Below are 13,754 nucleotides of genomic sequence, written 5' to 3'. Positions count from 1 at the left end.
CGCTCAGGCGGCGAGCGAAGCGCCGCTAGCCTGCAATTCGCCTTTCCACTTGGTCATGGCGCGGGTCAGCTTTTCGGAAGTTTCGGTAAATTCACCATTCATTGCCAGTTCCGCTTCGGCCAGACGCCCGGCTTCGACGTGAGCCAGAACCCGGCCGGCAGAGCGATGGAATTCGGCATGCAGGCGGCGAATGACCTGGTAGGGAACCCCTTCACGCGTGGTGGCATCGATCTGGGAACCATAGAGCCACTGACCGAATTCGCAGCGGTTATCCATGCTCGCGTCGTGCGATTTGATATCGCCCCGACCGCTGCGGATCGCGCCACGCAGGCGCATCTTCCACGCCCCGTGTGCGCCAACTGCGGCGTTGATCTGATCAATGGAATGACGATTGCACATGCGACACCTCCTTCGGATTGCGGACAAACCCGAAGTGGCCCCTAAGTGGCGGAAGTTAGGCCAAAGCCTGCCCTCGCCTAAGGGGCAACACCTAGGCGCCGACCAGCGCCCCGCGCCGGGTCCTCGCTTCGACCGCGACATAGCGACTGCCCGAACCTTCCGCCTCGCGCCACAACGCGTCGCGCGCGGCCGGATCGGACTCGCGCCCGGCCAGCGCGTCCCAGCACACCAGTCGCAGCCGGTCGCTGGGGTGGCGGCGGGCGAAGGCGTGCGCCAGGTCGAGCGCCTCGTCGCCGCCCAGCCCGACCGCGATGCGCATGAACGCATCGGTCGGCCCGGGCGAGACGATTGCACCGATCTCGCCCTGGTCGAGATCGAAACGGTACTGGTCGAACCACGGCTGGACGGCAGTGGTGTGCATGACGTTGATTGATACCGAGAGCGAATCCGCCGGAATCTGCGCGTGAACATCGACATGTGCGCGGTAGAGCTGGATCTTCCCTTCCTCGAGCCGCGAGCGCTCGACGAACCGCAGCGAGGGCACGGCCTCGCCGCGAAAGCCGGTCACCGCCTCGTAGTCGAACTCGTAGTAATCGCTCCAGTAACCCGGGCCGAAGTAGCCCAGGGTCAGGAAGCTGAAATTGTGATCGTGCGGCAAGCCATAGACGAAGCTGGTCCCGCCCGAGGCGCGCATCATGTGCTCGTCGCTGCTGGGCCACATCGCCGCGCGGATGAAGAAATCGCCAGTCGGCGGAGCCAGCATCACCACTTGCGGGCCATAGGCACTGTCGAGCACGTCCTCGCGGTGGCGCTGGGCCAGTTCCTCGACCAGCAGGTCGCCCAGGAAGCTGCGGTTGTTGCCCAGTCGCCGCAGCCAGGTGGCGGCATTGGCGAGGCTGGCCTCGTCGGCAGGATCGAACCCGGCTGCGGCAATCCCGGCGACCATTTCGGGCAGCGAGGCAACCTGGGGATCGCATAGATCGATTACGCGGGGCATGGATCAACTCCGGCAAGCACGGGATATTGTTCAAGCAACTGCGCCCGCAGCGCGCCCGCGGGAGCGGCCAGCGGATCGTCGGCGCGGCGGGCGATCAGCGACAGCGCGCGGAAGCCCTCGCCCGAATCGAGCGCCAGGCATTCGCGCAGCACCTGCCAGCGCATCGCCGTGCTGCCCTGTTCCTCGGCCATGGCGGCCAGCAGGGGCGCGGCATCGCGGCGCTCCATCCGGCTGAGCAGCGAGGCCACCAGTTCCAGCCGGCTGTCGCGCGAACTGCCCGCCGCCTGGTGCGCCAGGTTGCCATCGGCCAGCACATATTCGCGCATCACCGCACCGCTGACCGGTCGGCGCTGCAGCTTGAGCGAGACGAGACTGCCTTCGACCCGGCAAAGCCACTGCGTCTCGCTCGCGCCGTCGCGCCGGGCCACCGCGCCTGTGATGACGGGCCGCCGACTGCGGATCAGTTCGGCCCCGCCCGGACGCGGTGCGCCGAACTGGACGTGTTCAGCCTCGCCGCTGCCGCGCAGGATGCGCTCGACCGTCTCGGTCGCGGCGAAGGCCACCGAAACCGGGGGCTCGCGCCGCTCCAGCGCCGCGCCGTCGACCACTTGCAGGGCGAGCGTAGCCGTGCCCCGCCGCAGCAGCATCAGCGATGCCTGCACCGCGTCGGACGAATGGCGGAACAGCACCTGGCCAAAGGCATTGTGCTGCAATTCGCCCAGCATCCGCGCGACGATGTCGGTTACCAGTTGCTCGGCGGCACTGTCATGGGGATCAAACAGGGCCGACAGGGCCGACAGGTCGTCCAGTTCGGCGCGCTGGCCGAAGCGGTGGAGGTCGGCGTCGATCGCCGCGACCACGGGCGATGCCCGCCAGCTTTCGAGCACTTCTCCCAGCCGGGCCTGGGCACGGCGCTGCGGAGCATCGTCGCTCCGCAGCGCACGCAGTTCCGGGCGGATCAGCATCCGGAACCTACCCGCTCAGGGGATCAGCGTGTCGTAGAGGAACGCCATCACAATGATGATGGTGTCGTCCGACGTGGCGTCAATCTTGTGGGCCAGGCTGCCGAACACGCCGGTCAGGGTATCCAGGTTGGGCAGGGCGGAAAGATCGATCTTTGGCAGGTTCATGGCAGGTCATCCCCAATTGCGCGGGACCTGGGTGCCCCGCCCGGCCATGTTCGCGCGGGGCCCCGCCAAGCTGAAATTAAAACATTGTAATCCGCCCGCCCGCGCCGCAGAGAAGCCTGCATGACCGACGAGACCACGGCCAAGTCCATCCACGACCTGCCCCCCGGCTTCGCCTTCGATCCGCCCATGGCCGCCCGGCTGATGACCCGCCACGGCCACGGCGGCTGGCTGGGGCTGGACTATCACGCACACGGCACCGACTGGGTGGAACTGAGCCTGCCCTGGCGCGAGGAACTGGTTGGCCTTTCCGATACCGGCGTACTGGCTTCGGGCCCGATCATCAGCCTGATGGACAACGCCACCTCGATGTCGGCCTGGACGCTGTCCGGGCGCTTCGTGCCGCATGCCACGCTAGACCTCAGGATCGATTACATGCGCGCCGCGGTGCCGGGCCGCACGGTGATCGGGCGCGGCGAATGCTACAAGCTGACCCGGACCATCGCCTTCATCCGTGGCATCGCCCACGATGGCGATCCCGCCGATCCGGTGGCCCACGTCACCGGCACGTTCATGGCCACTCACGGAACCTACCTGTGAACAGCAGCGACAATTCAATGCCGCCCTATGGCGCCGCGCTGGGCATCGTCACCGACCATGACGAGGACGGCAATCCCGTGCTGTCGGTGCCGTTTTCCGAACGGATGATGGGCCGCCCGGGCTTCCTCCACGGCGGGGCGATGAGCGGGCTGATGGAAATGGCCGCATTTGCCGCGCTGCGCGCGGAACTGGACCGCCGGGGCGAACGGATGCGGCTCAAGCCGGTCAACATCCAGGTCGAATTCATGCGCGGCGGGACCGAGCAGACCACCTATGCCATGGGCACGGTGACCCGCGCCGGACGCCGCGTTGCCCTGGTCAATGCCGAAGCCTGGCAGGACGATCGCAGCAAGCCGATCGCGCTGGCGCAGATGAAGATCCTGCTCAGCCCCGCCGGATAATCACGGTCAGGCCGCTACCAGGCTGAACCGCGCCTCCCAGCGGATGGCGCGCTGCATCGGCCCTCGCCCGCGCCAGGATGGCGGGCGGGACGGCCTCGTCCAGCAGCAGCAGATCGGCCTGCCCCAGCCAGCGCGCCTCGCGCAGGGTCAGGTCGTCGGGATCGTCAGACCGCAGGCGCAGTTCAACCAGTTGGCCCGCGCCATCGGCGGCTCCGTCCAGCCACTGTTCCACCCGCCCGGCGCTATCCGCATCGAGCGGATCGAGCATCCCGCCCGCTACCAGCGCCGTATCTAGCGCGCGGCGGCGGTCGCCCGCATCGCTCCAGCGCGCGCGCAGCCGCCCACGCACCGCGCCCAGCCCTTCGGCCAACGCGCCGAGTGAGGCGGGCAGCAGCGCTTCCAGCCGCAGCCGCAGCGCCTTGGCCAGCCCCGCCGAAACCCCGCCCGTGCCGACCGCGATCAGCACCGGGCCGCGCTCCAGCAGGCTGGGCACGGTAAAGTCGCACAGCTCGGGCCGGTCGACCACGTTGACCAGCAGGCCGCGCGCGCGCAGCCGCGCGGCGGCCGCTTCCGGTTCGTCCAGCGCGACGAAGGCCAGCCGAGCGGCGGGATCGTCCTCGCCCACCGCCCGCGCGCCGGCGCGTTCGATCAGCCGCAGCTTCGCTGCCGCCGCCTCGCCCTCGCCCAGCAGGATCACCGGCTGGCCAGTCAGGCGCAGGAACAGCGGCAGGCTGTGCATCAGTCCAGCCAGTCCGGCACTCGCTCCGCCGCGCTGATCGCTTCGGGCAGGATGCGATCGGCGACCACGGCGAAGCGGTCACCGTCAACCATCACTTCGGCCACGAAACCCCGGCTATTGTAGGAGCTGGCCATGGTCGCGCCGTAAGCCCCGGCGGTGCGGAACACCGCCAGATCGCCGGGTTGCACCGCGTCGATCTCGCGGTCCATGGCAAAGGTATCGCCGGTTTCGCAAATCGGGCCGACGATATGCGCCGACATCCTCGCGCCGCTGGGCCACACCGCGTCGAAATCGTGCCAGGCGCCGTACATTGCCGGACGGGCCAGATCGTTCATCGCCGCGTCGACCACCACGAAGGGGGTGTTGTTTGAGCTGCGCTTGACCCGCACCACCTTGGTCAGCAGAACGCCCGCGTTGCCGCAGATCACCCGGCCCGGTTCGAACATCAAGGTGCAGTCCCAGCTGCCGCAAACCCGGGCAACCATCGCGCCGTATTCGGCCGGGCTGGGGAACACCTCGCCCGCCTTGTAAGGCACGCCCAGCCCGCCGCCGAGGTCGGCATGGGTCACGCTGAAACCGGCAGCCCGGATTTCCGCGATCAGTTCGCCCAGCTTGCCGAAGGCTTCCTCCAGCGGTTCGAGCTGCGACAACTGGCTGCCGATGTGCACCGCGACCCCGCGCATATCCAGCCCCGGCAGCGCCGAAAGCCGCGCATAGATCCCGGCAGCGCGGTCGATCGGCACGCCGAACTTGTTTTCCGCCTTGCCGGTCGAAATCTTGGCATGGGTGCGGGCATCGACATCGGGATTGACCCGCAACGCGCACGGCGCACGCTTGCCCATGGCGGCGGCCAGCGCCGCCAGTTCGACGCCTTCTTCCTCGCTTTCGAGGTTGAACTGGCCGATCCCGGCCTGCAGCCCTTGGACCATTTCGTGCGCCTGCTTGCCAACACCCGAAAAGACCACGTCCTGCGCAGGCATCCCGGCGGCCAGCGCGCGGGCCAGTTCGCCGCCCGAAACCACATCGGCCCCCAGCCCTTCGCGCTGCATCACCCGCAGCACCGCCAGGTTGGGATTGGCCTTGACCGCAAAGGCCACGTGGGTGCGCGGCAGTCCCGCCAGCGCCGCCTTGAACACCTGCGCGTGGCGTTCCAGCGTGGCGCGCGAATAGACATAGACGGGTGTGCCCACTGCATCGGCAATGGCGGTCAGCGGCACGTCTTCGGCATGCAGGATGCCGTCGCGGAATTCAAAATGGTCCATGGTTCAGATACTCAGGAAGGGGGCAGGTCAAACGGATCGTCGGTGCGTTCTTCCGACCGTTTTCGCAGTTCGACGCTGCGTTCCGGGGCCGATTGCGGCGTCGGTTTGACCAGGCTTTCGGCGCTGGGCCGATCATCGCGGCCATAAGGAGCGGGCGGCAGCTGCTTGCCCGGACGCGGCTTAAGGTCCGCCTTCTGGCCGCAGGCAGCCAGGGCCAGGACAGCAGCGGCAAGAACCAGGCGGCGCATCGCGTTTACTCCAGCCCCAGCGCCACGCGCGCTTCGGCCACGCGCAGCCTTACCTGATCCGGCGCGGTTCCGCCATGGCTGGAGCGCGCCGCGACCGAGGCTTCGACCGACAGCGCGCTGTAGACGCGCTCATCGATCCGCGGATCGATCGCCTGAAGGTCTTCCAGCGGCAACTGGTCGAGCGCGACGCCCCGGCTTTCCGCCAGCTTGACCGCCGCGCCGGTGATGTGGTGCGCCTCGCGGAACGGGATGTTCGCCTGCCGCACCAGCCAGTCGGCCAGGTCAGTGGCCGTGGCATAGCCCAGTTCGGCGGCGGCGCGCATCCGGTCGGTGCGGAAGGTCGTCGCCTCGACCATCCCGGTCATCGCGGCGATGCACAGGGTGAGCAGGCCCGCCGCTTCGAACACCGGCGGCTTGTCGTCCTGCATGTCCTTCGAATAGGCCAGCGGCAGGCCCTTCATGGTGATCATCAGGCTGGTCAGGCTGCCGATGATCCGCCCGGCGTGGCCGCGCACCAGTTCCGCTGCGTCGGGGTTCTTCTTCTGCGGCATGATCGAGCTGCCGGTCGACAGGCTATCGGGCAGGCGGACAAAGCCGAACGGCTGGCTGGCCCAGATGATGAACTCCTCGGCCAGCCGCGACAAATGCAGCGCGCACTGGCTGGCTGCCATCAGGTAATCGAGCGCGAAATCGCGGTCCGACACCGAATCGAGGCTGTTGGCGGTCGGCCGGTCGAACCCCAGCGCGGCGGCGGTCATCGCCCGGTCGATCGGAAAGCCGGTGCCGGCCAGCGCCGCGCTGCCCAGCGGGCTTTCGTTCATCCGCGCGCGCGCATCGGCAAAGCGCGAACGGTCGCGCCGGACCATCTCGTAATAGGCCATCAGGTGGTGGCCCAGCGTGACCGGCTGCGCGGTCTGCAGGTGGGTGAAGCCGGGCATGATGCTGCCTGCATGCTCCCCGGCGCGGATCACCAGCGCGCGTTGCAACGCGGCAAGGCCCGCATCGACCTGTTCGCAGGCATCGCGGACCCACAGTCGGAAGTCGGTCGCCACCTGATCGTTGCGGCTGCGCGCGGTGTGCAGGCGTCCGGCGGCCGGGCCGATCAGTTCGGCCAACCGGCTTTCGGTGGTCATGTGGATGTCTTCGAGGTCCCAGTCTTCCGGCACCCCACTGGCATCATACTCGGCCGCGACCTGGTCCAACCCGCCGGAAATCAGCGCGGCGTCCTCGGCCGAGACGATGCCCTGCGCGCCCAGCATGGCGACATGGGCCTTGCTCGCCGCGATGTCCTGGCGCCACAGCGCCTTGTCGAACGGGATCGAGGCATTTATCTCGCGCATGATCGCCGAGGGTCCCTCGGCGAACCGCCCGCCCCACATCTGATTGGAGCCTGTCTTGCTGTCGTCCCGCTCGCTCAAAGCCGTGATCCTTGGCCTTACCGTGATAATCGCGCGGTGCGATAGGCAAAGCAGCGAGCCGGCGCAACCGCAAGCGTCGCCAGCGGGCAAAACCGGCGAAGGCACGCTGGACGAGAGCCACAAGGGCAGCGAAATGCCTGACTTCACTTTCAAGGACGGCAGCGGCAAGGAACTCAGGCTCGCCAGCCTGAAAGGCAAGCCGGTGCTGATCAACCTGTGGGCCACCTGGTGCGGCCCCTGCGTGGCGGAATTGCCGACTTTGCAGCAACTTGGCGCAGACCGGAAAGACCAGCTGCAAGTGGTGGTGATCAGCCAGGACATGGGCAAGCCCGAGGCCGTGGCCCAGTTCCTCAAGGATCGGGGGATCACGCAGCTGGGCGGCTGGCTCGATCCGGACAACCAGCTAGCCGACCACTACAAGGTCGAAACGCTGCCGACCACGGTCTATTACGACGCCGCGGGGCGCGAGCAGTGGCGCTGGGTCGGCGGGCGCGACTGGGGCAGCGCGGATACGGCCAAGCTGTTGAATCTGAAATGATAATCGGCGCTATTTGAGCGTCAGCAGGTAATCGACCACAGCCTTGCGCTGGGCCCGGTCGGGGATTCCGGCAAAAGGCATGGCCGTGCCCGGCACGACTTTTCTCGGCGCGGTCAACCAGCGGTCGAGCGTGGCGGCGTTCCACGTCAGGCCCGCTGTCTTGAGCGCGGGGCTATAGGCATAACCCGGCAGCGATCCGGCGCGGCGGCCAGCGACGCCGGCCAGGCTCGGGCCGAACAGATGCTTGCCCGGCTGGACCGAATGGCAGGCCGCGCACTGGGCAAAAACGGCGGGCCGCTGCGGCTGCGGAGCGGTCTGGGCCGACAGCGCGCTGGCAGAGCCAAGCAGCGGCACAACCGCAGCAAGACCGGGCACAAGCACAGCAAGACGGGACAGCAGGCGCATCGGCATTCTCACAAGTGGGCAACGGGCAGGCGATGGCCGGATCTGCTCCGGCCATCGCCCCGTTTCATCGCCGGACCGGGCTCAGAACCGGTCGGCTTCCATCACCTTGGTCCAGGCGGCGACGAAGTCCTTCACCAGCTGGTCCTGCCCATCGCTCGAGGCATAGACCTCGGCCACGGCGCGCAGCTGCGAGTTGGAGCCGAACACCAGGTCGACCGGGGTGGCGGTCCACTTGGCGGCGCCGGTGGCGCGGTCCTTGCCTTCGTAGAGGCCCGGATTGCTGGCCGACTTCGTCCAGACCGTGTCCATCGACAGCAGGTTGACGAAGAAGTCGTTGCTGAGCGCGCCCGGACGGCTGGTGAACACGCCCGCGCTCGACCCGCCGGCATTGGCGCCCAGGGCGCGCATTCCGCCCAGCAGCGCGGTCATTTCCGGCACGGTCAGGTTCAGCATGTCGGCCTTGTCGATCAGCGCCTCGGCCGGGGCCTGGTCGGCATCCGCGCCGTAGTAGTTGCGGAAGCCGTCAGCCTTGGGCCGCAGGTAATTCATCGAGGTCGCGTCGGTCTGCTGCAGCGTCGCATCGACCCGGCCCGGCTTGAACGGGACGGCGATGGTCTGCCCGGCTGCCTTGGCCGCCTGTTCGACCGCCGCGTTGCCGCCCAGCACGATCAGATCGGCAAGCGAGACCTGCTTGCCGCCGGTAGCGCCCTTGTTGAACTCGGCGCGGATCGCTTCCAGCTTGCCCAGCACCTTGGTCAGCTCGGCCGGATCGTTGGCCGCCCAGCTCTTCTGCGGTTCGAAGCGGATGCGCGCCCCGTTGGCCCCGCCGCGCATGTCGGTGGAGCGGAAGGTCGAGGCCGAAGCCCAGGCGGTGCGGACCAGTTCGGCCGTAGTCAGGCCCGAACCCAGGATGCGGGTCTTGAGCTGGGCGACGTCGCCCGAGTCAACCGGCGCATAGGTCGCCTGGGGCAGCGGGTCCTGCCAGGCGAAAGTCACCTTGGGCGCGTCCTTGCCGAGGTAGCGTGCCTGCGGCCCCATGTCGCGGTGGGTCAGCTTGAACCAGGCGCGGGCAAAGGCATCGGCGAATTCCTGCGGGTTCTTGTGCCAGCGCTGGGTGATCTTGCGGAACCCGGGATCCTCGCGCAGGGCAAGGTCGGTGGTGAACATGATCGGCGCGTGGCGCACATCGGCACGGTGCGCATCGGGCACCATGTTGGCCGCCGCGCCGTCCTTGGGCACCCACTGGGTCGCGCCCGCCGGGCTCTTGGTCTTGACCCATTCGAACCCGTAAAGGTTGTCGAGGTACTGGGTGGTCCAGGCGATCGGGTTGGCCGTCCAGGCGCCTTCAAGGCCGCTGGAGATGGTGTTTTCCGAATGGCCCTTGCCGCACTTGTTGGCCCAGCCCAGCCCCTGCTGCTCGATGCCCGAGGCGGAAGGGTCACCGGCCAGGCATTCTTCCGGCTTGCGGGCGCCGTGGGCCTTGCCGAAGGTGTGACCGCCTGCGATCAGGGCGGCGGTTTCCTCGTCGGTCATCGCCATTGCGCCGAAGGCGCGGCGGATGTCGGCGGCGGCGGCCAGCGGATCGGGGTTGCCGTTCGGCCCTTCGGGATTGACGTAGATCAGCCCCATCTGGGTGGCGGCAAGCGGGCCCTTGAGGTTGCCCTTGGCATCGCGGCGCTGGTCGGCCAGCAGTTTGGCTTCCGGGCCCCAGAACACCAGGTCGGGCTGCCAGGCATCGACGCGCCCGCCGGCAAAGCCCAGCGTCCTGAAGCCCATGTCTTCCATCGCGACATTGCCGGTCAGCACCATCAGGTCGCCCCACGACAGCTTGCGCCCGTACTTCTGCTTGATCGGCCAGACCAGCCGGCGCGCCTTGTCGAGATTGACGTTGTCGGGCCAGGAATTCAGCGGCTCGAAGCGCATTTCGCCGCCGTCCGAACCGCCCCGGCCATCGCCCGAACGATAGGTGCCGGCGCTGTGCCAGGCCATGCGGATGAAGAACGGGCCGTAATGGCCATAGTCGGCCGGCCACCACGGCTGCGACGTGGTCAGCGCCTTGCGGATATCGGCCTTGACCGCATCGAGATCGAGGCTGGCGAACTCCTTGGCATAGTCGAAGTCGGCGCCATAGGGGTTCGACTGGGCTTCGTGCTGGCGCAGCGCGGTCAGATCGAGCTGGCGCGGCCACCAGTCCTTTTCGGCGGCGGCGGCAGGGCCTTCGGCCAGCGCGGCGCTGGGCAGCGCCAGCGACGACGTGGCCAGCAAGGCGGTCAGGGCTACGTTGCGAAGTTTCATGGTCAGCATCCTCCTCTGGGGAACTGACCGGATGGCTATCTATTCGCGCGGCGCGATCCCAACGGGATATCCGCAAGACAGTAATCGCCAAAATCGCTCAATCGCGAAAACTTGGCTTGTTGTGCCGATATGTTCAGACGCGCGGCGGCAGGATCAGCCGCGCGCGCAGCCCGCCCTGGGCGGTCTCGTCCAGCACCACATCGCCGCCGTAATCGCGGGCAATGGCGCGGGCAATCGGCAGGCCCAGACCCGAATTGCCCAGCGGATCGGAACCCGTTTCGCCGATCTCGAACACTGCCTGATGCCGATCGGGCGCTATGCCGGGGCCATCGTCGCTGACGGCAATCGCGCCGCTGTCCAGCGCGACGCGCACTTCGCCCGCAGCCCACTTGCCCGCATTGTCGAGCAGGTTGTTGAGCACTTCGCTCAGATCGTCCGGGTCCATCGCCACCAGCAGGCCGGCCGGCAGATCGACGGCGAACCGTTTGCCGGGATGGCAGCGCCGCATCGCGCTGAGCAGCGGCTCCAGCACTTCGTCCAGCCGGCAGCGCGCCGCGATCCCGGCCTTGGTCCCGCCCGAGCGCACCCGCGCCAGGTGATAGTCGATCTGCCGCTGCATCCGCTCGCTCTGATCCAGCAGGGTCGCTGCCGCCCCGGGGCGCGGCCCTTCGAGCAGATGCTCGGCCTCGTCGGTAATCACCGCGAGGGGCGTGCGCAGCGAATGGGCCAGCGCCCCGGCCTGGACCCGGCCGCGCGCGACGATCTCGCCAGTGCGCTCGACATAGGCGTTAAGGTCGCTGACCAGCGGCTGGATCTCGTCCGGATAGCGCCCTTCGATCCGATCCGCTTCGCCCTTGCGCAGGCGCTGCATCGCGGCGGACAGGCGGTCGAACGGCCGCAGGCCGAACGTGATGATCGCCACGCCGCTGGCCAGCAGCGCCAGCGCCAGCGCGGTCAGCCACACGGTCAACTCGCTGGTGAAGGCGCCGATGATGCGGTGCAGGTGGCGTTCGTCCGTGGCGATGACGAAGTGGACCGGCGGTCCGCCCGCCGTTTCCCGGACGAAGCCATAGACGATCGTGTGGCCGGTCGGCCCGTCGGCAACGCGGTGCAGGATGCTGGGCGAATGGGCGATGTCATCGTTCAGCGCGCCGCGCGTCATCGACGGGGATTTCAGCGTGGCGAAACCGGGCCGGGTGACTTGCCAGTAAAAGCCCGACAACGGTTCGGCAAAGCGCGGATCGGACAGCGGGCGGGTCAGGTGCGGACGGCCCGCCGCGTCCAGCGTGGTCAGCCCGCCCAGTTCGCGCAAGTGGACAGCCAGTTCCTCGTGAAACTGCATTTCCACGTGCATCGTGAACAGCCGCACCGACGAATACCAGATCCCGCCGATCCCCAGCGCAACCCACAGCAGGATCGCCAGCAGGAAGCGGCCACGCAGCGAGTTGAACAAGGCGGTCATGGATCGAGCCTGTAGCCCAGCCCGCGCACGGTGCGAACCCGTTCGCGGCCGATCTTGCGGCGCAGGCGGCTGACCAGCGCTTCAACCGCGTTGCGATCGCGTTCGGCTTCGAGCGCATAGAGCTGCTCGAGGATTTCATCTTGCGGGATAATGTGCCCGGCGCGGCGCAGGAACAGGTGCAGCAGCGCGAATTCCTTGCGGCTGAGGTCAATCGGCACGCCGTCCAGCGTGGCCAGCCGCGCGACCGGATCGAGCGCCAGCGCCCCGGCGGCGACCACATTGGTCCCTTCGCCCCGCCCGCGCCGCCACAGGGCGTGCAGCCGGGCCAGCAGTTCCTCGAAGCGGATCGGCTTGACCACGAAATCGTCGGCGCCGCTGTTCAGCCCTTCCACCTTGTCGCGCCAGTTGCCGCGCGCGGTCAGGATCAGCACCGGCACGGTTTCGCCCTGCGCGCGCCAGTGGCGCAGCAGGTCCAGCCCATCGCCATCGGGCAGGCAAAGGTCGAGGATGATCGCAGCCGTCAGGCCGACATCGGGCCAGTCGCGCGCCATGGCGGCGGTTTGCATCCAGTCCACGGCGAAGCCCGCTCGGTCGAGCCGTTCGGCCAGCCGCCGGCCCAGTTCGGGATCGTCCTCCACCAGCATGATGCGCATGATCTTTCCCATCCTTCGCCGTCCTTGGTGGCGAACGGAACTGACGGTTTCCTGACATATTGTCAGGCTTTCGTCAGCTTCAACGGCAATTGATGCGGCATGGATCACAAGCGGATTGTTGGGGCGGGGTTGGCGGCGATTGCCGTTGCGGCCGGGGCTTACTGGTGGACTGCCGCCGACCGGACGGAAGAGGCCGCGCCCGCGGCCCAGCCCGCCGCCGCGCCGGGCAAGCTCAGCCCGCAGCAAATCCAGCGCCTGGGCATTACCACCCAGGCCGCGCAGGCAACCAGTTCCGCCGAACTGGGCCAGGTGCCCGGGGTGATCACCCTGCCCCCCGAAGCGCGCGTGGCGGTGACCGCCCCGTTCGGCGGTTCGGTGGTGCGGCTGTTCGTGGTCAGCGGCCAGGCGGTGACACGCGGCCAGCCGCTTGCCGTGGTCCGCTCGGTCGAGGCGGTGCAGTATGGCGCCGCGCTGTCGCGCGGGCAGGCGCAGCTTTCGGTCGCCCAGGCCGCCGCCGCGCGCACCAGCCAGCTGGCCCGCGAAGGGATCGTCGCCGCTGCCCGCGCCGACGAGGCCCAGGCCGCCTACCGCGAAGCCCAGGTGGCCGTGGCCGAAAACCGCCGCATCCTGGCCCAGGCCGGAGCCGGCGCCGGGGGCGAGATGACCCTGCGCGCCCCGATCAGCGGCCGGCTGGCGGCGGTTACCGTGCAGACCGGCGGGCCGATCGACGCCCTGACCGCGCCCTTCGTGATCGAGAACACCTCCAGCTTCATGCTCGACCTGCAGATCCCCGAACGCATCGCCGCGCAGGTCCACCCCGGCATGGCGGTGACCGTGCCGGGCAGCGGCGGGCAGCCGATCCGTGGCTCGATCGTCTCGGTCGGCGGGTCGATCGATCCGGCCACCCGCTCGGTCCTCGCCAAGGCGCGGATCGGGGCCGATCCGCTGCTGGTCAGCGGCAAGGCGGTGATGGCCGCGCTGGAAGGCAGCCAGCCGATCACCGGCGTCAGCGTACCGGCCAGCGCCGTGACCCAGCTTAAGGGCAAGGACGTGGTCTTCGTTGCGGGCACCGACGGCTTTGCCCTGCGCGCCGTGACCCTGGCCGGGCGCAGCGGCGAACATGTCACTCTCAGCGGCGGCCTGCGCCCCGGTGAGCGGGTGGCAACGAGCGGCCTGGCTGAACTCAAAGTCCTGCTGGGCGGCGAATAAC

At 68.4% G+C, this 13,754-nt stretch carries 16 protein-coding genes; 4 read left to right on the top strand and 12 right to left on the bottom strand.

Annotated features, from left to right (window positions below; genetic code table 11):
• Positions 1-3: 3 nt before the first annotated feature.
• The 4 genes from ACE3N9_RS06855 to ACE3N9_RS06840 form a co-directional block, all read right to left on the bottom strand.
• Positions 4-399, bottom strand: coding sequence for a CZB domain-containing protein (locus ACE3N9_RS06855; RefSeq protein WP_374282183.1), 396 nt, complete (start codon positions 397-399; stop codon positions 4-6).
• Positions 400-490: 91 nt separating this feature from the next.
• Positions 491-1,396: a transposase gene (locus ACE3N9_RS06850; protein WP_374282181.1), complete on the bottom strand. Its 906-nt coding sequence runs from the start codon at positions 1,394-1,396 to the stop codon at positions 491-493.
• Positions 1,384-2,361 (bottom strand): hypothetical protein, encoded by a 978-nt coding sequence (locus tag ACE3N9_RS06845; RefSeq protein ID WP_374282179.1) that lies wholly within the window; start codon positions 2,359-2,361, stop codon positions 1,384-1,386. The genes ACE3N9_RS06850 and ACE3N9_RS06845 overlap by 13 nt, the downstream gene beginning before the upstream one ends.
• Positions 2,362-2,376: 15 nt before the next feature.
• Complete coding sequence (locus ACE3N9_RS06840) at positions 2,377-2,526, bottom strand: hypothetical protein (protein ID WP_374282177.1); 150 nt, start codon at positions 2,524-2,526, stop codon at positions 2,377-2,379.
• A gap of 120 nt (positions 2,527-2,646) precedes the next feature.
• Between ACE3N9_RS06840 and ACE3N9_RS06835 the strand changes: the two genes are divergently transcribed.
• Both ACE3N9_RS06835 and ACE3N9_RS06830 read left to right on the top strand, forming a co-directional pair.
• Positions 2,647-3,123, top strand: a complete 477-nt coding sequence (locus ACE3N9_RS06835; RefSeq protein ID WP_374282175.1) for a PaaI family thioesterase — start codon at positions 2,647-2,649, stop codon at positions 3,121-3,123.
• Positions 3,120-3,524: a PaaI family thioesterase gene (locus ACE3N9_RS06830; RefSeq protein ID WP_374282173.1), complete on the top strand. Its 405-nt coding sequence runs from the start codon at positions 3,120-3,122 to the stop codon at positions 3,522-3,524. The genes ACE3N9_RS06835 and ACE3N9_RS06830 overlap by 4 nt, the downstream gene beginning before the upstream one ends.
• On the opposite strand, the gene ACE3N9_RS06825 is transcribed toward ACE3N9_RS06830, so the two are convergent.
• The 4 genes from ACE3N9_RS06825 to argH are packed head-to-tail and all read right to left on the bottom strand — an operon-like array spanning position 3,508 to position 7,152.
• A complete protein-coding gene (locus ACE3N9_RS06825) occupies positions 3,508-4,263 on the bottom strand; it encodes a bifunctional precorrin-2 dehydrogenase/sirohydrochlorin ferrochelatase (protein ID WP_374282171.1) in 756 nt (251 codons plus the stop codon). The genes ACE3N9_RS06830 and ACE3N9_RS06825 overlap by 17 nt on opposite strands.
• Entirely contained in the window at positions 4,263-5,525 is a 1,263-nt protein-coding gene (gene lysA / locus ACE3N9_RS06820) for a diaminopimelate decarboxylase (RefSeq protein ID WP_374282169.1), read from the bottom strand. Before lysA ends, ACE3N9_RS06825 begins: the two co-directional genes overlap by 1 nt.
• Before the next feature lie 11 nt (positions 5,526-5,536).
• Positions 5,537-5,773 (bottom strand): lipoprotein, encoded by a 237-nt coding sequence (locus tag ACE3N9_RS06815; RefSeq protein ID WP_374282167.1) that lies wholly within the window; start codon positions 5,771-5,773, stop codon positions 5,537-5,539.
• Between the two features lie 5 nt (positions 5,774-5,778).
• Positions 5,779-7,152, bottom strand: coding sequence for an argininosuccinate lyase (argH, locus tag ACE3N9_RS06810; RefSeq protein WP_374282349.1), 1,374 nt, complete (start codon positions 7,150-7,152; stop codon positions 5,779-5,781).
• A 172-nt stretch (positions 7,153-7,324) separates the two neighbouring features.
• Between argH and ACE3N9_RS06805 the strand changes: the two genes are divergently transcribed.
• Entirely contained in the window at positions 7,325-7,729 is a 405-nt protein-coding gene (locus ACE3N9_RS06805; protein ID WP_374282165.1) for a TlpA family protein disulfide reductase, read from the top strand.
• 9 nt (positions 7,730-7,738) lie between these two features.
• Here the strand turns inward: ACE3N9_RS06805 and ACE3N9_RS06800 are convergent, their stop codons facing one another.
• The 4 genes from ACE3N9_RS06800 to ACE3N9_RS06785 form a co-directional block, all read right to left on the bottom strand.
• A complete protein-coding gene (locus ACE3N9_RS06800; RefSeq protein ID WP_374282163.1) occupies positions 7,739-8,104 on the bottom strand; it encodes a cytochrome c family protein in 366 nt (121 codons plus the stop codon).
• Positions 8,105-8,215: 111 nt separating this feature from the next.
• Positions 8,216-10,429 (bottom strand): catalase/peroxidase HPI, encoded by a 2,214-nt coding sequence (katG, locus tag ACE3N9_RS06795; protein WP_374282161.1) that lies wholly within the window; start codon positions 10,427-10,429, stop codon positions 8,216-8,218.
• Between the two features lie 133 nt (positions 10,430-10,562).
• A complete protein-coding gene (locus tag ACE3N9_RS06790; RefSeq protein ID WP_374282159.1) occupies positions 10,563-11,891 on the bottom strand; it encodes an ATP-binding protein in 1,329 nt (442 codons plus the stop codon).
• Positions 11,888-12,556, bottom strand: a complete 669-nt coding sequence (locus tag ACE3N9_RS06785; RefSeq protein WP_374282158.1) for a response regulator — start codon at positions 12,554-12,556, stop codon at positions 11,888-11,890. The genes ACE3N9_RS06790 and ACE3N9_RS06785 overlap by 4 nt, the downstream gene beginning before the upstream one ends.
• Before the next feature lie 87 nt (positions 12,557-12,643).
• Between ACE3N9_RS06785 and ACE3N9_RS06780 the strand changes: the two genes are divergently transcribed.
• On the top strand, positions 12,644-13,753 hold the full coding sequence (locus ACE3N9_RS06780; protein WP_374282156.1) for an efflux RND transporter periplasmic adaptor subunit: 1,110 nt from the start codon (positions 12,644-12,646) through the stop codon (positions 13,751-13,753).
• Position 13,754: the final 1 nt, after the last annotated feature.

Origin of the sequence: Novosphingobium sp. (assembly GCF_041905565.1) — a bacterium.
Classification (GTDB): Bacteria; Pseudomonadota; Alphaproteobacteria; order Sphingomonadales; family Sphingomonadaceae; genus Novosphingobium.
Note: the sequence above shows the minus strand (reverse complement) of the source record. Positions and strands in the feature narration are given on the sequence as shown.